This window comes from Shewanella sp. LZH-2 (assembly GCF_016859145.1).
Lineage (GTDB): Bacteria > Pseudomonadota > Gammaproteobacteria > Enterobacterales > Shewanellaceae > Shewanella > Shewanella xiamenensis.
Window position 1 is genome coordinate 3,697,256 of the sequence record NZ_CP069350.1, and the last position, 25,085, is coordinate 3,722,340.

Below are 25,085 nucleotides of genomic sequence, written 5' to 3' on the forward strand. Positions count from 1 at the left end.
GCATGCTAGTTAGGCGCCTGATAAACCAATGGCTACTTATCTATCCATTTATTTTTAATTTCAATCACTTTATCTAAATTTTCGGTAAATAACTGCACTAACTCAGGGTCAAAATGGGAGCCACTCTGTTCATGAAGATACGCCATCGTTTCTGCAATCGACCAAGCTTCTTTGTAAGGACGTTTGCTAGTGAGCGCATCAAACACATCAGCAAGGGCAACGATGCGCCCCTCAAGCGGGATGTCTTTTCCCTTTAGGCCATTTGGATAACCCGTACCATCCCATTTTTCGTGATGGGTAAGTGCCACTGATTTTGCTAACCGTAACAACTCAGAATCGGCTTCACCGATAATTTCAGCACCGATATGGGGGTGAGTTTTCATAATAGCAAACTCGTCTTTGGTGAGTTTAGCAGGCTTAAGCATAATGCTATCGGGAATACCAATCTTACCAATATCATGCATAGGTGCTGCATGTAATAAGTCATCCGCCTGTGCCTCACTAAGACCATAGGCCAACGCCAAGATTTGAGCATAGTGGCTCATGCGCATTACATGGGTGCCGGTTTCGTTGTCCTTATATTCGGCGGCGCGACCTAAGCGTTGAATAACTTGCAGACGTGTTCGACGTAATTCATCTGCCTGCACAAGGGAGAGATGGGTTTTAACGCGAGCCTTAACTATGGTTGGTGACACAGGTTTGACTATGTAATCAACACCACCTACGTCAAAACCTGCCGCCTCATCATGCTCGTCGTTAAGCGCAGTCACAAAGATCACTGGAATCGGCAGGGTTTCAGGCATGCTTTTAAGTGCTTGGCATACTTCTAAACCCGTCATATCAGGCATCATGATGTCGAGTAAAATTAAAGCCGGCAGCTCAACCTTGGCAAGATGCAATGCTTCTTCACCACTTTTAGCAAAAATCAAACGATAGTCTTGATGCAATATTTGTTTCAAAACCCGCAAATTAACTGGCTCATCGTCTACCAGTAATAAGGTCTTCTTATCGTCAGTCGCAATCTGCATAGCTATTCCTTATTTGAGCTAATGACAAGCCGCAACTTAACTAATTCAGTATGGGCAATATCAAAATCAAAATTATCGAGGGCATCAACAATGGTGTTTACCATGGGTTGATGGACCGATAGATTTTCAATGGCGGTTAAATCAGCTTCTTCAAAGGAGTGGTGTTGTACTGCCGCAATTAAAGCATCAATATGCGGTAAAGCTTGGTTTGGATCAGTCTGAGGATTAGATATCTGCACGTCTTTATAGTGAGCGAGTTGCTGCACATAACGAGTGATCTGCACTATGGTTGATTCAAGTTCATTGAATAACTGCTGTCTAGCCACTAAAACCTGTGGCTCTGAGTCAGCCATTTGTTCTAATGCCGCAAACAAGGCCATGCATCGGAATAAGCCTAAATTGCCAGAAATGCCTTTTAATCCATGACCTTGCTGGACAATCGCATCCCGATCCGATTGGTTAATTGCCTGCTCAAGCTGCCGAGACTTTTCGGGCCATTGAGCGATAAACTTTTCTAATTCTTGGATAAACTTTGCTTTACTTCCCCAGAGTTGTATCCCTCTTTGCTCATCGATGATGGCATTGAGATCGGGCTCATTTTTATTGAATGACTGTGTAGAAAGTTCAAGGTTTAATACGCGGGCGATTTCGACATTTAATAAATAAAAATCAATGGGTTTATTAGCAAAACCATCCATTCCTACTTGTTTTGTCTCGAGTTTATCCTGTTCAAGCACACTCGCTGTTAACGCAATCATCGGCATGTAGGTTAACCCGGATTCAAGCTCCTGTTGGCGTCTACGCCTTGCTGCGGTTAAGCCATCCATTACTGGCATCTGTAAGTCAATTAAGGTGATATCAATATCATGCCTTTGCATTCGTAATAGAGCCTGCTCACCATCACGGGCAGTAATCACTCGATGTCCATGTCGAGTTAAATATACTGAAAGCAGATCAATATTTTGTTGAATATCATCAACTACCAGTATTGTTAATGGAGGCAGTGACACCTTGTCATAACTCGGTAGAGTCAAGTTTTCAACACTTTGAATGAGAGGAATTGTAAATCGGAAGGTACTACCCAAACCTAAGCGGCTTTCAACCTCAATATGCCCGCCCATTAACTCTACTAATTGTTTGCTGATAGTAGTACCTAAGCCAGTACCACCGTATTTACGGCTCATAGAGGCATCCGCCTGGGAAAAAGCATCAAACACTCGCTCAAGCTGCTCTGGCGACATACCAATCCCAGTATCAATAACTTCAAATGTCACTTGATTGTCTAACGGAGAGAAGACTCTTACGGTCACTTTTCCTTCTGCGGTGAATTTAACAGCATTACCTATTAAGTTGAGCAGCACTTGGCGTATCCGCTCAGGCGACCCCATAAAGTGGGTTCCCATCGTTGGCGCGATATCCACTTCCAGTAATAAATGCTGCTTTTGGGCCTGCAACCACAAGGTTGAGATAACAGTATCGATCTCAGCCGTTAAAGAAAAAACGCGGGTTTCAAGTTCCAGCTTGCCTTTGTCGAGTTTGGCACTGTCTAAAACATCATTGAGTAAATGCAATAATGATTTGGCCGAACGATTAATGGTTGATAATTGCTTTTGTTGCTCATAATCCAAGGATGACTCTAACAAAATATCGCTAAAACCTATGATGGCATTCATTGGGGTACGGATCTCATGGCTCATATTGGCCAAGAAGGCTGAGCGAGCGGCGGCAGCTTGTTCCGCAGTATTCTTCGCGGCCACCAGATCCTGCTCCATTACCTTACGTTCAGTAATATCCATGATAAAACCATCAATCCACCCGTCTGGATTTTGCTCATCAAAAATATAATTTCCATGCTCAAACAGCCAACGCACCTCACCATCGGCACGGATAATACGGTATTCCATTGAAAAGGTTGGTGGCTGTGCTTGTGCGTAAATAGTATCGACATCATCGGGATAATAAAGCGAAGAGAATAAACGTTTAGCGTTAGGAAGCTCAAAATCTGAAGCCGGGTATCCCGTGATATTAAATACCGCATCGCTGATGTAAACCATGGGCCAGCCTTGAGTATTCATACAGCGATAGGCCACCCCGGGGATATTACTGATCAACGATCTCAGCTTGGCCTCATTATTTTTCAGCTCTTGCTCCATCTCATTTCGCTGGCTGAGATCGGAAATAAAACCGACAAAGTAATGGGATTTGCCTTGCATCATATGCCCAATACCGAGGCGGACGGGCACTAAATGGCCATTTTTATGCTGCGCCAGCACCTCTCGCCCCGTACCAATAATCTGTGCCTCACGGGTTTTAACATATTGAGCGATATAACTATCATGCTGGGGGCGAATGGAGGCAGGCACAATTTTTTTGACATTGCTACCAAGTAACTCTGTCGAGGGCCACCCCAAGATACGCGTCACCGCTTGGTTTACGCTAACGATAATACCTTGACCATCGATGGTGATAATGCCATCCACTGCGGTATCCATCATAGCCAGCATTCGATCTTCGTTTGATTTAGCGAGTAAAGACAGATCTTTATATTTAAAGATCACATTCACAATCAGCACTAAGCAGATAATGACGACGGTAATAATCGATACCCCGAGCGCAAGATAAAACGAAATTTCAGACGTTTGTTCGCTAAGCTCTAGTCCAGCGGGTTTAACAAAACGTGCCGCCGCCATACCCGTGTAATGCATACCAGCAATCGCCAATCCCATCACGATACTGGCAATAAAATTACTCGTAATAGTGCTCATGCTGGATGAGATAAACTGATTCAGTCCAGTACGAACCCAAAGTGCAATAATGGCTAAAATCACCGCAACGATAATCGACAGAGCAAATATTAGAGGGTCGTAACGCAATAATGGCGCCATATCCATGGCAGCCATCCCCACATAATGCATTACCCCAATACCGACACCCACTAAAACACCGCCAATCAATACTTGGGGAAACCGAATACGTGGTTGAGATAGTAGGCTAAGCGCCACCCACGAGGCTGCAATACTGGGTAACACCGATAAGGCAGTAAGACCAAACTGATAAGAAACTGGAGTGCATAAATTAAAGGCCAGCATGCCAATAAAATGCATTGACCACACGCCCCCACCGAGGACAAGACTGCCAGTGAATAACATGATTTGCTGTCGCGATTTAGATTGGGTTCGTGCGGCTTGTGTCGCAACCTGAAACGCCATAAAGGCAGAAAAAATAGCAATAAAAATAGAAATAGCGACCAATAAAGGGTCGTAATAAACATTGAGTAACAGGCTATCTTGAGATGAAGTAAAAAAAGATGATAACCAATTAAAAATCATAATATTCAAGCCCATATTAAATAAATAGAATCACGCCGAAATGGTTTGCCAATTCAACTAGGGCTAACGCTTAGGGGCCATAAAATGATGAGTATGGTCTATAAATGGCATCGATTTATTGCTTAAACGCCAAACCACGCGGATACAATCCATCAAACACTCTGAATAAACGCCAGACATTTGTTACAAAAATCACTTTTATCTTATACAAGTTTTACCAATTGTCTGCCTCAAAATGCGACAAATCACATTATCACTGCGAATTTATCCGTGGGGTTCAGAGTAAAAGAGGCCTTTCTATCAACCCCGTCACCGAAAAGCGAAGCCATTGGGATTAAGTTATTTAAGTTAACAGGCATAAGCTTTATAATGCTGGGCTATTATTCGTCGAGACGCTGCGCATGCAATTTGAAGATTTCCAGCTTGACCCTAGCTTATTAGAGTCACTTAAAGCCATGGGGCACAATACGCCCACCACAATCCAACAAGAAACGTTGCCGCATGCTTTAGAGCAACGGGATATTTTGGCGCGCGCCCCGACGGGTACAGGTAAAACCGCCAGTTTCTTATTACCCGCGCTACAACATTTAATCGACTTCCCGCGTCGTTACTCGGGTCAAGCGCGTGTATTAATTCTTACCCCAACCCGTGAATTGGCGAGCCAAATTCACCGCTATGCCTGCCATTTAGCCACAGACCAAGGGCTAAATATTGCCATTATCACGGGTGGAGTGCCCTATGCACCTCAAGAAGAAGCGCTAAAGGGCAATATCGATATTCTGGTCGCGACACCGGGTCGCCTGATGGAATATTTAGATAAAGGTAAATTCAGTGCAGAATCCGTCGACATACTGATCATCGATGAAGCTGACCGTATGCTCGATATGGGATTCTCTGCCGTGGTTAAAGCCATCGCACTCGAAGCCCAAGGCCGCAAGCAGAATATGCTGTTTTCAGCCACCCTTGAAGGCAGTGGTGTTATCCGCTTTGCCCGCGAAGTGCTTAATGATCCTATCGAAATCGATGTTGATGCACCGCGCAAAGAGAAAGCCAAGATCCACCAATGGATCCATCTCGCCGATGATAAAGACCATAAATTTGCCCTGCTTTGCCACCTGTTAAAACAGGAAGAAGTAAAACGCGCCATCGTATTCGTGAAGACTCGCGATGTGGTCTCTAGCCTCGAAGGTCAGTTACTTCAAGCCGGCATCCCTTGTGCTTTTATGCGCGGAGATATGGAACAGAAGAAACGTTTCCAAGCTTTAAGTCGTTTTACTAAGGGCGAAGTGAATGTATTGCTGGCGACCGATGTGGCTGCCCGCGGTATCGATATTGATGATATCACCCACGTGATTAACTTCGATATGCCACGTTCAGCCGATACCTACATCCACCGTATTGGTCGTACTGGCCGCGCGGGTGCCAAAGGTACGGCAATTTCTCTGGCTGAGGCCCATGATATGCGCATCGTTGGTAAGATTGAGCGCTATATTGAGCAACCCCTTAAACGCCGAATCATTGAGGAATTACGTCCTAAGCACAAAGAGGCGCGAGTTCCATCCAAGAAAAAGGCAAAAGTAAAAGCCAAAGAAGCGGCGAAAAAAACCAGCAAAAAAGAAGCGGCAAAAAAAGCGAGCAAAATTGCCCGCAAAAAACAGTCCTAGGTTTTCTAATCTTGGAATAAGCTGATACTTACCTCCGCCTAAAAGCCGCAAAATTGCGGCTTTTTTTATGCTCATTGACCTAGCAAATATTTTTGTACGGGGTGGAACCCTATATGACAAAAAACACTCTACTCCTACGCAATTGTATCCTCAGCAAACTAAACCGACGCGGTAACAGGACACAAACTCGATAGCATCATCTTTAGACACATTTTATTTACAAAAATAAATTTATTGCGCAGCCTGACTCTGATACTTTAGGCGCATTAAGCGATTTAGCACGGATGTAACAATCATATGATCAAAACCTTACTGAGGAGATTATCTCCTTTTTTTATCTTACTGCTCTTTATTGTTGGCGCTGGTTTGCTGATGAAAACCAAGGAGACACCTGAGCAGAAACCCGAAGAAATGCCGATCCCGATAGTGGATGTCACCCAGGTTGAGCAACAAACGGTTTCGCTTAACTTACCCTCCTACGGTGTTGTCACGCCCAAATATAAAACGCAACTGGTGACTGAAGTCCAAGGGCGGATGCTGACGATTTCACCTCAATTTGTTGCCGGTGGCATAGTGAAAAAAGGCGACCAACTTGCCCAGATCGAACCTTCAGATTACGAAGCCGACTTAATGCAAGCCGAAGCGACATTGGCTCAAGCAACCGCAGCACTCAATGAGGAAATCGCCCGCGGCGAAGTTGCCAAAATTGAGTTTAAGGGTTACGACAAAGGATTGCCGCCTGAACTCGGTTTGCGCATCCCTCAATTGAAAAAAGAACAAGCTAACGTTAAATATGCGCAGGCGGCTTTAGCTCGCGCCCAGCGTAACTTAGAACGTACCGTTATTCGTGCGCCCTTTGATGGCATTATCAAGGCAAGAAATGTCGACTTAGGACAATACGTTACCCTAGGTACAAATCTTGGTGAACTGTATGACACCCGCATTGCAGAAATTCGCCTACCTATCTCTAACGATGATTTGGCCTATTTGGAATCCGTCGATAATCCCGATACCCAAGTCACCTTAAGCGCCTCATTGGCAGGCAAGGAAAATACCTGGATAGGCAATATCATCCGCAGCGAAGGGGTGATTGATGCCGATAACCGCATGGTTTACCTCGTCGCCGAGATAAAAGATCCTTACCTGCGAGAGCACAAAACCCAAGGCAGTTTACCACTGAAATACGGCAGTTTTGTCAACGCCGTGATTAAGGGCCGCACCGTCGATGGTATAGTCAAACTGCCTCGCCATGTGGTACGCAATGAGCATGTCGCCTTGATTAACAATAACAATATCGTCGAAATGCGCCATGTGAATGTCGTGCGTAGCGATCTTGAAAACGTATTTATCAAGGACAGCTTAAAAACCGGTGAGCGAGTTGCTATCACTCACTTTAATAACATGGCCAATGGCCAATTAGTCAAAGTGATAGGCGAAGAAACAAAACCAGTGCAGACGCCTAAGGAAGATGCTCCTGAGTCGAGTCTTGCGGCCACTGGAGTAAAATAATGGATACGCAAAAAGGGATCTTAGCTTGGTTTGCCCGCAATAGCGTGGCAGCGAACCTGTTAATGTGGGCACTGCTGATTGGCGGGATGTTTAGCACAGTGCTGATCAATAAAGAGGTATTTCCCTCTTTCAACCTGAATTTATTGAGTATTACCGTTGCTTACCCAGGTGCTGCGCCACAGGAAATCGAAGAAGGCATCAACATCAAGATTGAAGAAGCCATTCAAGATATCAACGGCATTAAAAAAGTCACCTCGGTTGCCAGTGAAGGTGTTGGTTCAATCACGGTAGAAGTGGAAGACGACTACGACGTCCAAATCGTACTCGATGAAGCCAAGTTACGACTGGATGCGATTTCCACCTTCCCGGTTAACATCGAAAAACCACAAATCTTTAAAATCGAGCCCGAAAACAACGTGATTTGGGTGTCGGTGTACGGAGATATGTCACTGCACGATATGAAGGAGCTAGCCAAATCGGTGCGTGATGATTTGACCCAGCTCCCCGCCGTAACCCGTGCTAAAGTCACGGGAGTTCGCGACTATGAAATCGGTATCGAAGTCTCGGAAGATAAGCTGCGGGAATACGGCTTAACTTTCTCACAAGTCGCAACGGCAGTACAAAACTCCTCCATCGACTTACCAGGCGGCTCGATACGCGCCGAAGATGGCGACATTCTGCTGCGCACTAAAGGTCAAGCCTATACAGGCGATGATTTTGCCAATATCGTTGTCACTACCCGTGCCGACGGTAGCCGGGTGATGTTACCGCAAGTTGCCACCATTAAGGACGATTTTGAAGAGCGTCTAGAGTACACCCGTTTTAACGGCAAACCCGCCGCGATTATCGAAGTCACCAGCGTCAACGATCAAAATGCCCTCGATATTGCTCAGCAGGTAAAAGACTACGTCGAGAAACGTCGTGCAACCCTACCTGCGAATGCTCAATTGGATACTTGGGGCGACTTAACTCATTACCTCAAGGGCCGTTTAAACATGATGATGTCGAACATGTTTTATGGCGCACTGTTAGTGTTTGTGATTTTGGCGTTGTTCCTCGATCTTAAACTCGCCTTCTGGGTGATGATGGGCATCCCCGTGTGCTTCCTCGGTACAATGCTGATCATGCCGCTTGAACCTTTCTCCATGACCATCAACATGCTGACACTGTTTGCCTTTATTTTGGTCTTGGGGATAGTGGTCGATGACGCAATTGTTATAGGGGAAAGCGCTTACAGTGAGGTCGAACGCCACGGACATTCGATTGACAATGTGATCCGCGGTGCGCAAAAGGTCGCCATGCCCGCCACCTTTGGGGTATTAACCACCATAGCCGCCTTTATCCCTATGCTAATGGTTTCAGGTCCGATGGGAATTATTTGGAAATCCATCGGCATGATCGTCATCATGTGTCTGGCATTTTCACTGGTTGAATCTAAATTTATTCTCCCAGCACACTTGGCCCATATGAAGTTTAAAAAACCAGGGGAACCTACGGGTTTCTTTGGGCGCTTTAAAGAAAAATTTAACAATCGTGTTCAACACTTTATTCACCACAGTTACCGCAATTTCCTCGAGCGCTGTATCCAACATCGCTACAACGTTGTCGCAGCCTTTATAGGTGTGCTGATTTTGTCTGTCGCTTTAGTGGCAAGCGGGAAAGTGCGCTGGGTGTTCTTCCCTGATATTCCTTCCGACTTTATCCAAGTTCAATTAGAAATGGATGAGGGAAGCTCAGAACAAAACACCCTCAAGGTGGTACAGGAGATTGAAGAAGCCCTGTACAAAATGAACGCAAAAATGGAGAAAGATAACGGCAGCGAAGTGGTGAAGCACAGCTTTATCAACATGAGCTCACGCACCTCTGCCTTTATTTTTGCCGAACTAACTAAGGGTGAAGATCGGAATGTCGACGGTGAAACCATTGCTACCGAGTGGCGTGAACAATTGCCCGAGTTATTGTCAGTCAAGAAACTCGACTTTAACGCTAGAGGTAACGGTGGTGGCGGTGGTGGCGATATTTCTTTTAGATTAACCTCAAGTGATTTAGATGAATTATCAGCTGCGGCTCGCGATCTTAAGCAAAAGCTAGCGACCTACGAGGGAGTGTATGATATCGCCGATAACTTTTCCTCGGGCAGCCATGAGATCCGTTTAAAAATCCGCCCCGAGGCGGAAGCATTAGGTTTAACCTTATCCGATTTAGCACGCCAAGTCCGTTACGGCTTCTACGGTTATGAAGCACAACGTATTTTACGTAATAAAGAAGAAATCAAAGTCATGGTTCGCTATCCCTTAGAACAGCGCCGTACCGTTGGCTATCTGGAGAATATGTTGATCCGAACGCCGCAAGGTAAGTCGGTACCTTTCTCCACCGTTGCTGAAGTCGAAAAGGGTGAATCTTATGCGTCTATTACCCGTGTCGATGGTAAGCGAGCAATAACCATTAACGCTAACGCGAATAAAAACAAGGTTGAACCTTCTAAAGTCGTTAATGAAATCCAGAAAGATTACTTGCCGCAACTTCAGGCAAAATATCCTAAGATTCAAACGGCTCTCGATGGTGGCAGTTTGGATGAACAGAATGCCATGGTCGGATTGATACAAGGTTTCTTCTTTGCACTGTTTACCATCTATGCCTTGATGGCTGTGCCGCTTAAATCCTACAGCCAGCCACTGATCATTATGTCAGTGATCCCTTTTGGGATTATCGGCGCCCTGTTTGGGCATTTGATCCAAGGGCTTGCCATGAGTGTGTTGAGTCTTTGTGGTATCGTTGCACTTGCAGGGGTCGTGGTGAACGATTCGCTGATCTTAGTTGACTTTGTTAACCGAGCTCGTGAACAAGGTCAATCGGTGAGGCAAGCAGCGGTCGATTCAGGATGTTATCGTTTTAGGGCGATTATCTTGACCTCATTGACCACCTTTGTCGGTCTAGTGCCTATTATTCTTGAGCGCAGCTTACAGGCGCAGATAGTGATCCCCATGGCGACTTCGCTCGCCTTTGGTATCCTATTCTCAACAGTCGTCACCTTAATCTTAGTGCCGCTGCTGTATATCATACTCGATGATGTTAAGCGCCTTGGTAGCCGCTTCTACCATTGGTGGTGGCGTCCGAAAAAAACACAGGATACTCCATTGCATATCAACGAGAGCCACAGTATCTCCTTGGATGCCATACATGAGTCAGACTATAAGCGGGATTAGTTATCGTCTGTAATCTATGCGAATCCCATAAAAAGAGAGCTTAGGCTCTCTTTTGCTTTTACAGTGCGCCATCCTAAAACCCGTAGTGCGATCTAAGTGGCAGTTATCCCTGTGGGCATTGGTTACACTCACCTTAAGTTATCGCTTAGACCCAAATAAAGTCGTTGTATGCCAAACTCACACACAGCTAGAGCCAAACCTGAACCGCTCATCGCCACTGAGACCTTAGCCAATGGCCATACTACCGCAGAAGTCTGTACCAATGAGACCTGCGCAACCGAAACCTTGGTCTACGACATTCGTAAAAGCCGTTATCTCAACATCACTGGCCGCTGTACTCTGCGTTGTGTCTTTTGTCCGAAACACAATGGCAGCAAGCAAATCCATGAATATCAATTGGCACTAACCCACCAGCCCAAACCGGAGGAAATTATCCCGCTGTTAGGCAATGTGGAAGACTTTGAGGAATATGTGTTTTGTGGCTATGGCGAGCCGACTATGAATCTTCCAACGCTGCTTGCCGTCGCCAAGGAAATTAAACGTCGAGGCGGTCGAGTTCGGGTAAATACCGATGGATTGGGTAATCTTGTGCATCGACGTAACATCCTGCCCGAACTGGCTGAATGTGTTGATGGCTTATCTATCTCACTCAATGCCGATAATGAAGCGGCCTATAACCAACATTGCCGACCTAAACTTGCAGACTCCTACGCCGCGGTAAATGCCTTTATCGCCCTCGCACCCCACTATATTGAGCGAGTGCAAGTCTCAGCGATTGAAGGATTAGACGGAGTAGATATCGACCTTTGCCGTGAGCAAGTGCTCGCAACTGGCTGCGAGTTTAAACACAGAGTACTCGGCACACTCGGCTAGCAAGCTCCTTGACTCTCCACTAGATTGAATCTCTTGCTCGGGATAACGCCATCACCGAGCAACTTGCCACTGTCGTAACATTTCATTCGTGTTAACATAGCCAAATTAACAGATCATCAACTCAAAATCGGCCCATGCTGAAGAACAAACCAAGCCTACATCCACTCGCACCATTACTTTCATTGACCCAAGGGCTGCATTGGTCTCACCAACGCCTGTTGGCTGTTGCGAGTCAGTTATCGATGCTTGTGATAGGTATGATCATCTTAACTAATTTAATCATTACCTTAGGTGAGCGTAGGTTACAGGAAGAATGGGCAACTCAAAGATATAGCGAATTACAAACAATAGGCACGCTGATCACAGATAAGGTTGCCTTTCAGCAGTTTCGCACTCAGTTGTTCGCCAAGGATGAACTACTCAATCAATATCTTAAAAATCCAACTCCTGCAGCAGAGCAAAAATTACAGGCAAGTTGGCAAGAACTCGTTGAGCATATTCCAGAACTACTAGGGATTGCCCTCTTCGACCCTCAGGGAAATTATAAATTTGCAACACCGGCTAACTTTAGTCAGGATGCACTTCCGGCAACCCTTCTTGGTTCTAGCCGTAATTTAGGTGGAAAAGAAGTGTTCACCTCACCTTTAGAGTTTGTGCCACTCAATGGCATGCTCGAACCCTACATGTATCAAATGACCTGGTTAGAAAAACCCGATCAAAGCTCTTTAGGTTATCTCGTTACCTACAATTCAATGGTACAGATGTTAGAGGCGATAAAACCTGCTTTCTCAAGCAATAAATCCCCCATGTTAGTACTGGATACCCAAGGATTACTCTATGCAGGGGTAAGCGATCTTGCACCGTTAACCCATATTCCTGATACCTTAGGCGCGAGTTTACGCCAAAGTTATCCGGCACTATGGCGCGAAATGTCGATGAGCAACTTTGGCCAGTTTCACGGTGAAGATGCGACGTTTGTTTACCTTAAAGTTGAACTCACTAACCAACCCGAGCTGCGCCGGGAATATTTTTTACTCTCTTATATCCGTAACGACGATATTGCCTCAAAGTTTTCGCAGTGGCAGAACATCGTTATCGTCGCTTCTTTAGTTCTGACGTTACTGGCCGCTTGGGTCATTCTACTTAGCCACATGTATCGGTTACAGTATCGCTCACGCCAATACAGCATTGACGTTGCAAACTCACTGTTTAACAGTGAAATAGGCTTTATATTAGCCAATGAACAGGCGCGCATTATCAGTGCCAACCCTAAAGCGGCCGAAGCGACTCGAGTTCCCCAAGATGAACTAACCGATCGAAGTCTGCAACGTGCCTTAAATCTCGATGATCTAACGCACACGCAAATCCTCGAACAAGTGCACCGATTGGGAGAATGGTCTGGTCACTTGTCGCTCGACAATGAAACGGGTTCAACACTAAGAGTCAACGTACGACAAGCCCCGCGATTAGGGCGAGGTTTACCCCATATGTTGATCACGCTTGAAGATATCAGCGCCATTATTAACAGTCAGAACCAGGCATTCTTAAGTGAGCTGTTGTGTGATACCACGGTGGCGACCGCACTGACGGATGCCAATGGTAAGTTGATAAAAATTAACCCCGTATTTGATCAACTCATGCAACTCAACGGCGATCTGAATCATGATTTAGCGTCATTGCTGTCTAACGATTTAGGTAATCAATGGCAACGGATCACTGCCCAAATCAGCATGCAAGGCCAATGGCAAGGCCAGATCCTTTGCTCACCCAATCTACGTCACTCCAATTGTTTACAGGCCACCCTCAAGGGGCATGTCGCGACTGACGGTGAGATTGATTACATCATCTGTACCTTAGAACAAGCTGTCGATGGCCAACGTGGCGCAGAACCCCGCAGTTTTGTGCCACATCGCAGCACGATTTTGCAGCACCTGTCAGATTTAGAACGCTATTTTGCTTCACTTTCGCCCCAAAGCCGCAACCACTCGAGTCTACTCGTGATGGACATTAATCCAGAGGGATTACTGAGCCACATGAGCGATATCGATCAACTCGAAAATCGCCAGCAAGAAGTGGAAATTCAGCTATTACTTGAGATACCAACCCACTATCAAATACTCCATTGGCAACTGGGTAAGCTGTTGTTATTACTTCCAGATACTGATGCAACAGCGGCACATCACTTTGCCCTTAATACCATAGAAAAGCTTAACAGCAACGGTTTAGGTGAAGGGATCAGCATTGGCATAGCTAGCTATCAAGAAGGACAAAGTCTGGAGCAATACCTCAGCAATGCCGAGGTTGCACTCAAACGGGCAAAACAGAATAACGACCAGAATATCGGCCAGGCTTTTACTCGCCATCCGTCTTAACGGGCGGATTAAAAGAATCTGGCAGTTGGCTTTGGGTGATTTCGATAATCGCAGAGCGGTTCATCGTGATTTTATAGCGGGCATATTCCGGTTCTTCACGGCCATCACGTAGCACTAAAATCAGATTAACCTGGTAACGACGCTCGACCGACTCATGGCTGATTTTGCCCTCAAGCTCCTTGTAAATCTTGGCTTTGCCCCGCTCTAAGTAGCGGGCAAACGGCACAAAACTAAAGTTGACTTGCTCTTGAATTGTTGAATAGCCCGCCTGAAACTCGCCTTGGTTTACCCGAGTCGCAATTTTGTAATGGAGGATCTCGGCATCGACTTTGTTCTGGCTATGTCGGTGTTTTAGGATTTCATTTACCTTTTCGGGTAAATCCTGTGGTCGCATAAACTCCAACCACACCAATTGTTTAGCAATAACAGCCTGGCTAGTGGTATCCCTTAAGATACGGCTCCACCGCGGCCGACCACGCTGAATAAAGCGCCAAAGAGCATTACGCACATCGTCCTTAAAGATTTCCCTAAATCCGTATATCACCGCTAAGGTCAATACGAGGGCAATAGTAAAACCGCTAAAAACGCCCTGTGCCTCAATAATCAGCGCCGACACCACCAACATCACTAATGCCGTGGCAAGCCCCGTTGTGAACTTTTTAAGGCCGATCCCCAGCGGTTTTAACTCTTCTTTAAGTACGACCCCTTGCTGAATCAAACGCCGTAATAACAGCATCTTATTCGAAATTCGATTAGGATCTTGTTTTGTCTGTGCCGAGTTATAGTTATTGGCATCACGATAGGCTGATTCATTTCGACAAAGAGTCAACACTCGCTCTTGAATGTCGGAAAAGTCGCTGGTACGGGTAGCGTGGGCTAATACTTTTAGCAGTTGCTGCTCACAAAACCAAGACAGATAGTTATCCGCATTTTCAAAATAGGATTTCCATTTAGCATCGCCTGGTTCATTACGGCGAAACTTTTTCAGCAATTGGGTTATCTGTTCACACAACTCATCGAGCGCGAGATAAAAATGCTCAACATCAGCAATCCGATTGAGCTCTTTGACATCGTTTTCAACCGCTACCGCAAATTGGTAGGCAAACAAGTTTAAGTACAGCCTAAACTCTTCCACAGTGCGGCGATTCATACTGGCAAAACGGCCTTGTACGAGCGGTAAATGCAAACCTTCGGAATAGTAAGAACGGCGGCCAACAATGGCGCTATGATAATATTCTTCTTCGTTTAAGGTGTGCGCACCTATGCCCATTTCCTTAGGTAAAAAGAAATAGAGGTCAAGCTGACGATTATCGCCCTTTTCCATCTGGTGGCTGAACTTAATCGACAGGGATTCTTCTTGTTTGACACGTATCTTAAACACAAAAACCTTAATGATTGGAGCCAAAGAATCAGCATTAACACCATCGAAAATACAATCTAAACCGAAAGCGCGCTAAATTCACTGATTAAATTCGGCTATTGACGATTCGACAACCACAAACCGTATTACTGGGCTGAAACAATACCACGGCGTAGTCTTGGTCTGGGTCACTATCAAGCACCTCAATGCTAAGGTTATGTCTGCCTGACTCACTAAAATGTAAGCTACTAATATAAGACAGATACTTCATATGCTCTGGCCAATGTTTTTTATCGACCTCCTCAGATTCTGTCTTGGTCTTAACCGACACGTTGTAGGCCATACGATTGAGTTCCATATTTTGCACTTCGCCCTGCATCAGAATGGTGCCTGCACTGGAGCCATCGAGGTTAAAATATCGATAATTAATCTGTGCATTGCCCGCAGAGATCAGTACATCGACTAAGAGATAGTATTTACCATCTTCAACCCGTTGAGCATGACGATCAAAAAGTTCGGAGCTGCAATTGAGGATCACCGCCTTATTTGAGACTGATTGCAGATAAATCACCCCGCAAGCCACAATCAGCGCAGTGAGAATCGTGAGATTTATCGTCCACTTTAGCCACTTAGCCACAGATCCCAATCTCCTGTAGCCACTGTGCATCAATAAACTCTTTAGGGCGTCTAAAATCACTTATCTTTAAGTTTCGAATAACGGACTGCCCGAGCTTATGGCCGCGCAAAGTAATGTTAAGCACTTGTTTATCATGTGAAAGAGAAGAATAAACCTCGGACCAATCACTCTGTCCGCAGCGGCTTAGTCCCTGGCCCAATCGATCGCCTAACTCAAACAATATGGTATTGTTCGTTTTAGAATTAGCGTAAAGGTGCAAGCGAATATGTTGTCCTGATGCCAAAGGAAGTTCTGTCGATAACAAGGGTTCAGTCGGCACACTATGATCAATTCGGCTAAGATAAAAACCCGAAATCGCTAGCATAAAACCAAAAACCAGTAGCGCACTCCACCAAGGTAGTGACTGTAATCGAGGATAATGAAAGCTTTTTAACCGCTGCCCTTGGGTATTGTGTAGCAAATAACCTTGGCCTTTGACGGTTTCAATCAGCCCTTCATACTGCGGACCAAGAAACGAGCGGATCATAAATACTGCGCGAGCGAGTGAAGTATCTGTTAGCGGTGGGTGCTCACCATCACCAGTCTTAAGCTCATGCTTTGAGACCAGTTTACCTTGATGTTCAACCAATAAGGTCAACACCTGTAACTCAGCACGAGGAAGGTGCCAAGATTCATTCCGAGCTTGTTCGACGAGCAAACCACGCTCTTTGTCAAACCAACAGCTCCCCACTTGCATAAAGAAAACCCCAAGCCTATAAAATCATGGAATTAAGTCTATGCAAGGCTTCTAATGATTACTGTGATCCTGTTAACCCAAGGCGGCAAATAATTACATTTCGTGAGATAAGCCGCAGGTTGGGTGTATAAAATAAAAATCTGCTTTAGTTCACAGATGTAAATGGTATTTGCAAACAATAGCGTTGGCTGATAAATGCTTACAAATTTACATAAATATCACAAATTATGTGTGTCGGCACAAATTACAATCTAAAAAAGCGAATTATTACCCAAAATTCAACCTTATAAAGCAATTAAAAATTCAACGACACCTTCTTCACTAATAAGGGAAATATCCTCTCTGGCAAATCACATTATTTATCTTTTAGCTCCCTAGAATGGCTTTCATCAAACCAGTTTTCTGATTGATAAATAAAAGCAATTACTAAAGAGGAATTTATGATGAGCATTAATCGACGCCAAGCATTAACTCGTATTATCGGTATCAGCACAGCGGCAGCGGGCGCAACATTAATGGGTACGTCAGCCTTTGCGGCGACCAATGCCGACGGTCAATATCAATTAGCACTCGGCGAAAAACTCAAATACGCACCACTAGACCCCATGGCAACCGCTAAACTCGCCTACGAGACAGGTGGTGGCTGTATGCACCAAGTCTTTCACTCTGTCGTCACTATGCTAGCGCAATCTAATAGTGCCGATGCTGATAAGTTTAAAACTATCCCAACCGCGCTTGCTGGTTATGGTTTTGCAGGGGTCACAGGCCAAGGTACCTTATGTGGTAACCTCAACGCTATCGGTATGTTAGTCAATATCTTAGATGATATTAATGGTCAGAACAGCGCCGTGATTGCTAACACATTCCGTTATTATGAAAATACAACGTTACCTTTATCTTCCCCTGAATTTATTGCAGGCATAGGCTCAACCGCAGAAAAAACAGCTCTGGTTGGTAGTTCATCAAAAGCCATGAGCGTATTGTGCCACTCTTCTATTAGTAACTGGTCTAGGGCATCAGGCCTACCCTTTGCTAAAAAAGGTGAACGCTGTTATCGCCTATCAGCTTCCATGGCGTATTACCTGGTCGAACTGCTAAACCGTGCCCATCAAGGAGAGAATATCGGAGCCTTACCAGGTAGCAAACCTTCACTTGAGGCTCAGGATTGCCAAGTTTGTCATGGCAGCACAGGAACATTAGGCTCGGCAGCAAGCGTTAAAACGGATATGGAATGTACCACTTGCCACACTGGACATTTTAATTAAGGAGGCAGTGATGAAATACCCATTACTTGCGTTAACCCTAGCTTCGTTTACCCTTGCTGGCTGTGGTAGTGACGATAACAAGTCAGAGGAAATCACACCTCCGCCACCACCTCCGCCCGTCGAAAAAACCGTGAGTATTGACGAGGCGACGCAAATTAATCTGGCAGTAAAGCAATTTGATCCCAATACCGGCACGTTGTTATTTACATTGGCTGATGCGTCACAAGCGGCAATCACTGCGGCTAAAAACTACGATATTTACTATTTTGGCTTTCCTGACAAGAATAAATCGTCGTCAAATGCTAAAGCATGGAAACGTTGGCATGTCACTCAAAGCTATCGTTGCCAAAGCAAAGGTGAATGCAGCGGTAAATTAACCGAGGTAAAAAATGGTCAATATCAGTTTGAAATAGCAGGACTTGATTGGCAGCAACAGGACCCAAGTGGCGCCGTGGCGCAAATTAAAGTCGCGATTCAAATTTATGGTACCAAAGCCAATAATGAACTGACCTTAGTTCCAGTCGTTCCGTTGTAATCCTTTTCATCGACTCCTAATCAAATAGGCATCCACCTCTAGGTTTGGATGCCTATTTTGTTATTAGCGACTACTACACGCCCATAAATTACCACTGGGCATAAATTTAATCAGGGTATAGTCATCAATACGATTAATATCCACAATCTGCATATTAAAGCTCATGGTTCCCAGCGCGATTAAAGCAGCCCTTGAGCGTTGCACATCTTCTCGAATCGGCTCAGGGAGCTCTGTTTGCAGCAGATCCATTTTGATATTCGCTTGAGCTAAATCAAATTGATAGGTCATAGTGCCAATGTCAAAATGTTTAACCTCACCAGAATAGTTGATGGACGCAAGCTCCTTATTATCAATGCCATAACTATAATCTAAAGCCGCCTTTTGCCCCTGCACTTGGACCGAAAGCGATAAAGAATGGCGCAATAATGACGAAGATGCATCGGAAAAAGGTGGCTGGAATAACTGAGCATGACAATCTAAGTGTAAACTTTTATGGCTAACACTCTGCCCATATCCATATAGCAGCCCCCCCAATCCGAGCATAATGATTAACAGGAGTTGCCATGGTTTTAAACGGCTTAACGCAAAAATGCTGGATGCCATCTTAGCTACATATCCCCGCAAGTGTTAACCAATCAGGTTGCGAAGTATCACTCATAAAATTGTCAGACATTAATTTTATCGTCTGAAACTTAAGCCCATTCTCACGGTTATCCCGTAAAATAAAGCTGATTAACTTGCGATCAATAGAAATATTCGCCGCCACAGATTGCCAAGGAAACACGGCACACGCTTCAATTTGCCCCATCATTTGTTCGACGAGGGACTTCATCTCCGTACAGTAGTATTGCCCAGTGTAGAACTTAACCTCTGACGCCAAACCATTTGGCTTCTGGATCTGCTGGCTATAATTTGGTGCAATTTGCGTTGGATGGCTAATATGAGCCCCAATCCCACATAGGGCTATTAGGGTCACAAGTATGATCAGTGCGAACTGTAGCGGATTGATTTGATATGTTGGGGAGTCAAGCAGCTTATGATTAATCGACACTGATGAAGGATATAAAATAAACCCCTCACCCCGTACCGTATCGAGTAAAGAATATGGCTTTTTTCCTAATATAGAACGCAACCGCTTGATAACATCATCGAGAGCATCATCACACCGACGGGCACCCTTAACATAGGATGACAATAACTGCGTTAATTCAAAGCGGGAAACCACCTTACCTCGATGCTTAGCCAATACACTCAGTACTTGATATTCATCGCTACTCAGTATCCAGCGACAGCCAGAGGCATCGACTAACAAATGTTCTTGGGCATCAAACCAACAATCACCAATTTGCATCTCGGCTCCTAGCATTACTTAACTTGAAGCCGAGTATACAATTTGAACTTTAATAACGCAGTAATCTGAGGACATCTACTCCCATCAGATGAATAATCTGTGAATTACATCAATAAAAAATTTAATGCTAAAAATAAACGAAGATACATTATGTTTCATTTGTTTTTAGAACATTGCAGCATTGAGCCACATATGTACTAAAATACTCGCCACATATCCCAACGCAATGACAGGAGTCCAACGTAAATGTGATCCGAAGGTGTAAATCCCCCTTGCCTGACCCATTAATGCTACCCCTGCCGCACTGCCGATGGACAATAAACTGCCACCCACCCCTGCGGTTAACGTCACCAGTAACCACTGACCTAAGGCCATATCTGGATTCATAGTCAACACCGCAAACATCACCGGAATATTATCCACGACTGAAGACAACAAACCGATGGCTACGTTGGCAAAGGTCGCATCCCAATGGGAATACAAGGCCTCAGAAACGAGACTTAAATACCCCATAAAACCAAGACCACCTACGCATAACACTACCCCGTAGAAAAACAGCAATGTATCCCACTCAGCACGGGAGATCCGATTAAACACATCGAACGGCACGACACTACCTAACTGTTGAAGACGCTGTTTATCCTGACGTAACTCCGCCTTTGCTCGTTCACGAGCAACGGAGCGATCAAAGGTTTTACGCAGGTAATAACCAAAGAATTGCAAGAAGCCAAGACCTGTCATCATCCCCAGTACTGGTGGCATACCAAGGAAAGAGTGAGCACATACTGCAGTAGCAATCGTCAGTAGGAAGAGCGCCACAATACGTTTAGCGCCAGGTTTAGTGTAAACCTGCTCTTTTTCAGGCTCAGGGATATAATGCGGAATAAATATACTCATAATTGCCGCTGGCACGACAAAGTTGACTAATGCAGGAATAAATAGATGGAAAAAATCGGCAAAGTGCACTAACCCTTTTTGCCATACCATCAGGGTCGTGATATCACCAAATGGACTAAATGCGCCGCCCGCATTGGCCGCCACCACGATATTGATACAAGCGAGGGTAATAAATTTTCGCTGTCCAGCGCCAACTTTCATGACCACAGCGCACATTAATAATGCGGTGGTTAAATTATCAGCCACGGGCGAAATAAAGAAAGCCATAAAGCCTGTCAACCAAAAAACGGTTCGTAAGCTAAAACCACGTCCCACTAACCAACCGCGAATGGCATCGAATAAATTACGTTCTTCCATGGCATTGATATAGGTCATCGCTACCAATAGGAAGAGTAATAACTCAGCATATTCCAATAAATTATGCTTAAAAGCTGCTTCAGAGACCTCTGACATACCATTTTGCACATACACAAAACCTATCATGCCCCAAATAATGCCGGCTGCGACCAATACGGGTTTGGATTTACGCAGGTGCAGCGCCTCTTCGGCCATCACCAAAATATAGGCAAGTACGAAGACGCATACGGCAATATACCCCACTGATGCAGCGGTTAAATCGAGCCGTTCTGTTCCTTCGGTCATTGCCCAAACTGCTGGTGAGAATCCGCTCAATATTGCAACACAGAATAGGCTAAATAATGCCATTCCACTGTTTCTAAACCACCGCTGTAATTTCATCTAAATTCATCTCTGCAAGGGAAATCAGTTCGCAAATTACCATAGCTCGGGTTCTGTAAATTTTGATAAAACGCAACTTTCTATGCATTTCCCGATAACCAAAGGCACTTAGAACATTAATTTTTGTATAACTACAGACGAAACTAATAAAGATTTAACTAACTTTGTTTCAAGTTAGTCTAAAAACAGCCAATAAAAAAGCACCTCTCGGTGCTTTTATGTTGATATCAATCACATTGATTAGAACGAATAGAGCAAGGTCATATTGGTTTCAGTATCGGTGCTCTTTTTATCGTCCAGTGGCTCACTGTTATAACGCACGATAATGGCAAACTTCATCGCCAAGGCGCCAATAATATTGGCAGTGAGTGAAGTTTCAGAGCGCGCGTCTAATTTGTCACCATAGTCGGCCACAAAACGTTGCTGGAACTTTGAGGTCTCAGTGATTTCAGTTTCGAAGTTAATCACACCGTGGGCAACCACACTGTCATTCGAATCAGTGCCTTCTAGCAAGGCTTGCTCTGAATCAAGGCGCTGGTAAATGTAACCGGGACCGATTTCAACATCTAAGAAAGTTTTGCTGGTGTCCAAAAGTCTATGACCATAACCCGTTGCACCCGAGAGGGTGTAGTCATAACCGGTAAAAGGGTCAACTTCGTAATTGGCATTGGCAAACCAATAACTAGTGTCATTCATCCTATAGTTGCCTTGCAACCCTGCTAAATAACGCTTAGCGGTCACAGCACCCGTATCTTCTTTATATAAGCCTTCTAAAAGATATTGGTTTTCCCAATCACCTAATTCGTGTTTGAAGTTTAAGCGACCTTTGTAAGATGAGGTATCTGTGTTGCCTGTGGTTAAGGTTGCACCTAGCTCGGCTTCGCCCGCGAATGTTTTATCGCCTTTAACAAAATCGGCTCCCGCATTCGCCATAAATGGCGCCGTCATCAATAGTGCAGCGGTCAGTACTTTCTTCATGTTTATCCGTTCCTGTTCCGTTTAATCCCCTAAAAATCTGCGTAATACTAACATTTACGATTGAAAAATAAAAATTCATCGATTTTTTGCATAAAAAAGCCCGCTAATCAGCGGGCTTTGAAAAGTGATTTAAAGCTTACAGATTGATCTTAGGATCTAAGGCACCTGATTGATACGCTTTGTACATTGCTTGTAAAGACAAAGGCTTAATCTTAGAAGCTTGACCCGCACAACCAAAGGCTTCGTAGCGAACGGTACAGATGTCTGCCATCGCTTCCATAGAGGCTTTCAGGAACTTACGTGGGTCGAACTCGCTTGGATGTTCGGCTAAGTATTTACGTACCGCACCGGTAGAGGCTAAACGCAGGTCAGTATCGATGTTCACTTTACGCACGCCGTGTTTGATACCTTCAACGATTTCTTCTAATGGCACGCCGTAAGTTTCAGGAATTTGACCACCGTATTGGTTGATGATCTTAAGCCATTCTTGTGGCACTGAAGATGAACCGTGCATAACTAAGTGAGTGTTAGGAATGCGGGCATGGATTTCTTTGATGCGGTCGATACGCAGAACATCGCCAGTTGGTTTACGGCTGAACTTGTATGCACCGTGGCTGGTACCAATTGCAATCGCAAGCGCGTCAACATGGGTATCAGCAACGAAGCGTGCCGCTTCTTCTGGGCTGGTCAGCAGTTGGTCGTGGCTTAATACGCCTTCAGCGCCCACACCGTCTTCTTCACCGGCAGTACCGGTTTCTAAGCTGCCTAAACAACCGATTTCGCCCTCGACAGACACACCACACGCGTGGGCGAATGCAACAGTTCTGCGAGTCACATCAACGTTGTACTCGTAAGACGCTGGGGTTTTACCGTCGGCCATTAATGAGCCGTCCATCATTACTGATGACATACCTAATTGGATAGAACGCTGACAAATATCAGGGTCAGTACCATGGTCTTGGTGGATACAAACTGGGATATCGGGATACTGCTCAAGTGCAGCCGTCATCAGGTATTTTAAGAATTGTGGACGCGCATATTTACGCGCACCCGCAGAGGCTTGCACGATAACAGGGCTGTCGGTGGCTTCTGCGGCCTGCATGATGGCGCGCATTTGCTCAAGGTTGTTTACGTTGAACGCTGGCACACCGTATCCATGTTCTGCCGCGTGATCGAGTAGTTGTCGTAGGGAAATTAACGCCATTTTTTTAACTCCAATAATAGGGTGACTTCACATTAACGCTGGGTCACCGAGGTCGCTATCGTTTGGATGGATTTTTATGCTCAATCGCTCTAGTGATGTGTAAATCCCTTTAGAGAAGGAGCGGTTTTTTTTATAATTTTTTATCATTTTTTGTGCTGTCGCGGCGCAGTGCCGCGACAGCGCAATACCTAACTCAATGTTAGGCACCGCGTTTTTTCAACATAGCTACAGCGGGTAACTCTTTACCTTCGAGGAACTCGAGGAAAGCACCACCACCAGTAGAGATGTAAGAGACTTTATCGGCGATACCGTATTTATCGACCGCCGCTAAGGTGTCACCACCGCCAGCGATAGAGAAGGCTTTAGAATCAGCGATAGCTTGCGCGATACGCTTAGTGCCTTCACCGAATTGGTCGAACTCGAACACGCCCACAGGGCCGTTCCATACGATAGTGCCAGCAGACTCAATGATTTTCGCTAAGGCTTCGGCGCTGTCGGGACCGATGTCGAAAATCATGTCGCTATCGCCTACTTCATTGACCGCTTTTAAGGTCGCAGCAGCTGTAGGGCTAAACTCACCCGCAACAACCACATCAGTAGGCACAGGAATGTCGCCACCGCGGCTTTGGGCGTTCGCCACTAAGCGCTTAGCTTCATCAATTAAATCCGCTTCGTATAAGGATTTACCTACATTGTGGCCCGCCGCAGCGATAAAGGTATTGGCGATACCACCGCCAACCACTAATTGATCCACAATACCGGATAAACTTTCTAGCACAGTCAGCTTAGTTGACACTTTAGAGCCGCCAACAATTGCCACTAATGGACGCGCTGGATTATCTAACGCCTTACCTAAAGCATCTAACTCTTGGGCCAGTAATGGACCAGCACAGGCGATTGGCGCGTATAAACCAACGCCATTGGTTGAGGCTTCTGCGCGGTGAGCCGTGCCAAAAGCATCCATCACATACACATCACATAAGGCTGCCATTTTCTTTGACAGCACTTCATCGTTTTTCTTCTCGCCTTTGTTAAAGCGAACGTTTTCAAACACAACCACTTCGCCTACCGCAACTTCAACGCCGTCTAAATAGTCGGTCGCTAAACGGACGGTGCAAGACAGGGCTTTGGCCAAGTAATCGACTACAGGTTGCATGGAGAATTCACTGTTGTACTCACCTTCGGTTGGACGACCTAAGTGAGACATCACCATTACCGCCGCGCCTTTAGCAAGGGCTAACTCGATAGTAGGGAGTGAGGCACGCAGACGTGCATCACTGGTGACGACGCCGTTGCTGACAGGCACATTGAGATCTTCACGAATAAGCACTCGCTTACCTTGGAGATCTAAATCTGACATATTGATAATTGCCATGGTAACGCTTCCTTTTATAATCAAAAAA

18 protein-coding genes are annotated in these 25,085 nt (G+C 45.2%); 7 read left to right on the forward strand and 11 right to left on the reverse strand.

The features are described from left to right. Window positions 1-32: 32 nt before the first annotated feature. Window positions 33-1,028, reverse strand: a complete 996-nt coding sequence (locus tag JM642_RS16285) for a two-component system response regulator (RefSeq protein ID WP_047535039.1) — start codon at window positions 1,026-1,028, stop codon at window positions 33-35. Window positions 1,029-1,030: 2 nt separating this feature from the next. Beyond that, window positions 1,031-4,357 (reverse strand): MHYT domain-containing protein, encoded by a 3,327-nt coding sequence (locus JM642_RS16290; protein ID WP_239000456.1) that lies wholly within the window; start codon window positions 4,355-4,357, stop codon window positions 1,031-1,033. Window positions 4,358-4,758: 401 nt separating this feature from the next. On the opposite strand from JM642_RS16290, the gene srmB reads away from it, so the two are divergent. The 5 genes from srmB to JM642_RS16315 all read left to right on the forward strand — a co-directional run bounded on the left by srmB (window position 4,759) and on the right by JM642_RS16315 (window position 13,981). Continuing rightward, entirely contained in the window at window positions 4,759-6,021 is a 1,263-nt protein-coding gene (gene srmB / locus JM642_RS16295) for an ATP-dependent RNA helicase SrmB (protein ID WP_037414703.1), read from the forward strand. Between the two features lie 297 nt (window positions 6,022-6,318). Further along, on the forward strand, window positions 6,319-7,530 hold the full coding sequence (locus tag JM642_RS16300) for an efflux RND transporter periplasmic adaptor subunit (protein ID WP_037414704.1): 1,212 nt from the start codon (window positions 6,319-6,321) through the stop codon (window positions 7,528-7,530). Next, the gene (locus JM642_RS16305) at window positions 7,530-10,736 is read left to right on the forward strand and encodes an efflux RND transporter permease subunit (protein ID WP_203432159.1); all 3,207 of its coding nucleotides are present in this window, start codon (window positions 7,530-7,532) and stop codon (window positions 10,734-10,736) included. Before JM642_RS16300 ends, JM642_RS16305 begins: the two co-directional genes overlap by 1 nt. Window positions 10,737-10,904: 168 nt before the next feature. Continuing rightward, the gene (locus tag JM642_RS16310; RefSeq protein WP_037414706.1) at window positions 10,905-11,609 is read left to right on the forward strand and encodes a TatD family nuclease-associated radical SAM protein; all 705 of its coding nucleotides are present in this window, start codon (window positions 10,905-10,907) and stop codon (window positions 11,607-11,609) included. A 134-nt stretch (window positions 11,610-11,743) separates the two neighbouring features. Further along, window positions 11,744-13,981, forward strand: coding sequence for a PAS domain-containing protein (locus JM642_RS16315; protein ID WP_172587376.1), 2,238 nt, complete (start codon window positions 11,744-11,746; stop codon window positions 13,979-13,981). Here the strand turns inward: JM642_RS16315 and JM642_RS16320 are convergent. From JM642_RS16320 to JM642_RS16330, 3 genes are all read right to left on the reverse strand, one after another. Beyond that, window positions 13,962-15,362 carry a hypothetical protein gene (locus tag JM642_RS16320; RefSeq protein ID WP_069455325.1) on the reverse strand — a complete coding sequence of 467 codons (1,401 nt, stop codon included), beginning with the start codon at window positions 15,360-15,362 and terminating at the stop codon, window positions 13,962-13,964. The genes JM642_RS16315 and JM642_RS16320 overlap by 20 nt on opposite strands. A gap of 85 nt (window positions 15,363-15,447) precedes the next feature. Next, window positions 15,448-15,978: a hypothetical protein gene (locus tag JM642_RS16325; RefSeq protein WP_037414709.1), complete on the reverse strand. Its 531-nt coding sequence runs from the start codon at window positions 15,976-15,978 to the stop codon at window positions 15,448-15,450. Further along, entirely contained in the window at window positions 15,971-16,714 is a 744-nt protein-coding gene (locus tag JM642_RS16330) for a helix-turn-helix domain-containing protein (RefSeq protein WP_037414710.1), read from the reverse strand. Before JM642_RS16330 ends, JM642_RS16325 begins: the two co-directional genes overlap by 8 nt. Window positions 16,715-17,157: 443 nt before the next feature. On the opposite strand from JM642_RS16330, the gene JM642_RS16335 reads away from it, so the two are divergent. Together JM642_RS16335 and JM642_RS16340 are read left to right on the forward strand one after the other, a co-directional pair. After that, entirely contained in the window at window positions 17,158-17,979 is an 822-nt protein-coding gene (locus JM642_RS16335) for a hypothetical protein (protein WP_037414755.1), read from the forward strand. A 10-nt stretch (window positions 17,980-17,989) separates the two neighbouring features. Beyond that, window positions 17,990-18,514: a hypothetical protein gene (locus JM642_RS16340; protein WP_037430318.1), complete on the forward strand. Its 525-nt coding sequence runs from the start codon at window positions 17,990-17,992 to the stop codon at window positions 18,512-18,514. A 63-nt stretch (window positions 18,515-18,577) separates the two neighbouring features. On the opposite strand, the gene JM642_RS16345 is transcribed toward JM642_RS16340, so the two are convergent. From JM642_RS16345 to JM642_RS16370, 6 genes are all read right to left on the reverse strand, one after another. Further along, entirely contained in the window at window positions 18,578-19,117 is a 540-nt protein-coding gene (locus tag JM642_RS16345; RefSeq protein ID WP_172589495.1) for a hypothetical protein, read from the reverse strand. A gap of 1 nt (window position 19,118) precedes the next feature. Further along, window positions 19,119-19,865: a winged helix-turn-helix domain-containing protein gene (locus JM642_RS16350; RefSeq protein ID WP_203432160.1), complete on the reverse strand. Its 747-nt coding sequence runs from the start codon at window positions 19,863-19,865 to the stop codon at window positions 19,119-19,121. Window positions 19,866-20,030: 165 nt separating this feature from the next. Next, window positions 20,031-21,500 carry a sodium:proton antiporter NhaD gene (nhaD, locus tag JM642_RS16355; protein ID WP_047539845.1) on the reverse strand — a complete coding sequence of 490 codons (1,470 nt, stop codon included), beginning with the start codon at window positions 21,498-21,500 and terminating at the stop codon, window positions 20,031-20,033. 240 nt (window positions 21,501-21,740) lie between these two features. Continuing rightward, window positions 21,741-22,478 carry a DUF481 domain-containing protein gene (locus JM642_RS16360; protein ID WP_203432161.1) on the reverse strand — a complete coding sequence of 246 codons (738 nt, stop codon included), beginning with the start codon at window positions 22,476-22,478 and terminating at the stop codon, window positions 21,741-21,743. Window positions 22,479-22,614: 136 nt separating this feature from the next. Then, window positions 22,615-23,682: a class II fructose-bisphosphate aldolase gene (gene fba, locus JM642_RS16365; protein WP_011071213.1), complete on the reverse strand. Its 1,068-nt coding sequence runs from the start codon at window positions 23,680-23,682 to the stop codon at window positions 22,615-22,617. Window positions 23,683-23,881: 199 nt separating this feature from the next. Next, on the reverse strand, window positions 23,882-25,057 hold the full coding sequence (locus JM642_RS16370) for a phosphoglycerate kinase (protein WP_047539863.1): 1,176 nt from the start codon (window positions 25,055-25,057) through the stop codon (window positions 23,882-23,884). Between the last annotated feature and the right edge of the window lie 28 nt (window positions 25,058-25,085).

Excerpts from the sequence above, each read along its gene's own strand:
- JM642_RS16370 (WP_047539863.1), bottom strand. The coding sequence starts at position 25,057 with ATGGCAATTATCAATATGTCAGATTTAGATCTCCAAGGTAAGCGAGTG.
- JM642_RS16290 (WP_239000456.1), bottom strand. The coding sequence starts at position 4,357 with ATGATTTTTAATTGGTTATCATCTTTTTTTACTTCATCTCAAGATAGC.
- JM642_RS16345 (WP_172589495.1), bottom strand. The coding sequence starts at position 19,117 with ATGGCATCCAGCATTTTTGCGTTAAGCCGTTTAAAACCATGGCAACTC.
- nhaD (WP_047539845.1), bottom strand. The coding sequence starts at position 21,500 with ATGAAATTACAGCGGTGGTTTAGAAACAGTGGAATGGCATTATTTAGC.
- srmB (WP_037414703.1), top strand. The coding sequence starts at position 4,759 with ATGCAATTTGAAGATTTCCAGCTTGACCCTAGCTTATTAGAGTCACTT.
- JM642_RS16350 (WP_203432160.1), bottom strand. The coding sequence starts at position 19,865 with ATGCAAATTGGTGATTGTTGGTTTGATGCCCAAGAACATTTGTTAGTC.
- JM642_RS16330 (WP_037414710.1), bottom strand. The coding sequence starts at position 16,714 with ATGCAAGTGGGGAGCTGTTGGTTTGACAAAGAGCGTGGTTTGCTCGTC.
- fba (WP_011071213.1), bottom strand. The coding sequence starts at position 23,682 with ATGGCGTTAATTTCCCTACGACAACTACTCGATCACGCGGCAGAACAT.
- JM642_RS16340 (WP_037430318.1), top strand. The coding sequence starts at position 17,990 with ATGAAATACCCATTACTTGCGTTAACCCTAGCTTCGTTTACCCTTGCT.
- JM642_RS16315 (WP_172587376.1), top strand. The coding sequence starts at position 11,744 with ATGCTGAAGAACAAACCAAGCCTACATCCACTCGCACCATTACTTTCA.
- JM642_RS16305 (WP_203432159.1), top strand. The coding sequence starts at position 7,530 with ATGGATACGCAAAAAGGGATCTTAGCTTGGTTTGCCCGCAATAGCGTG.
- JM642_RS16360 (WP_203432161.1), bottom strand. The coding sequence starts at position 22,478 with ATGAAGAAAGTACTGACCGCTGCACTATTGATGACGGCGCCATTTATG.
- JM642_RS16300 (WP_037414704.1), top strand. The coding sequence starts at position 6,319 with ATGATCAAAACCTTACTGAGGAGATTATCTCCTTTTTTTATCTTACTG.
- JM642_RS16310 (WP_037414706.1), top strand. The coding sequence starts at position 10,905 with ATGCCAAACTCACACACAGCTAGAGCCAAACCTGAACCGCTCATCGCC.
- JM642_RS16335 (WP_037414755.1), top strand. The coding sequence starts at position 17,158 with ATGAGCATTAATCGACGCCAAGCATTAACTCGTATTATCGGTATCAGC.
- JM642_RS16285 (WP_047535039.1), bottom strand. The coding sequence starts at position 1,028 with ATGCAGATTGCGACTGACGATAAGAAGACCTTATTACTGGTAGACGAT.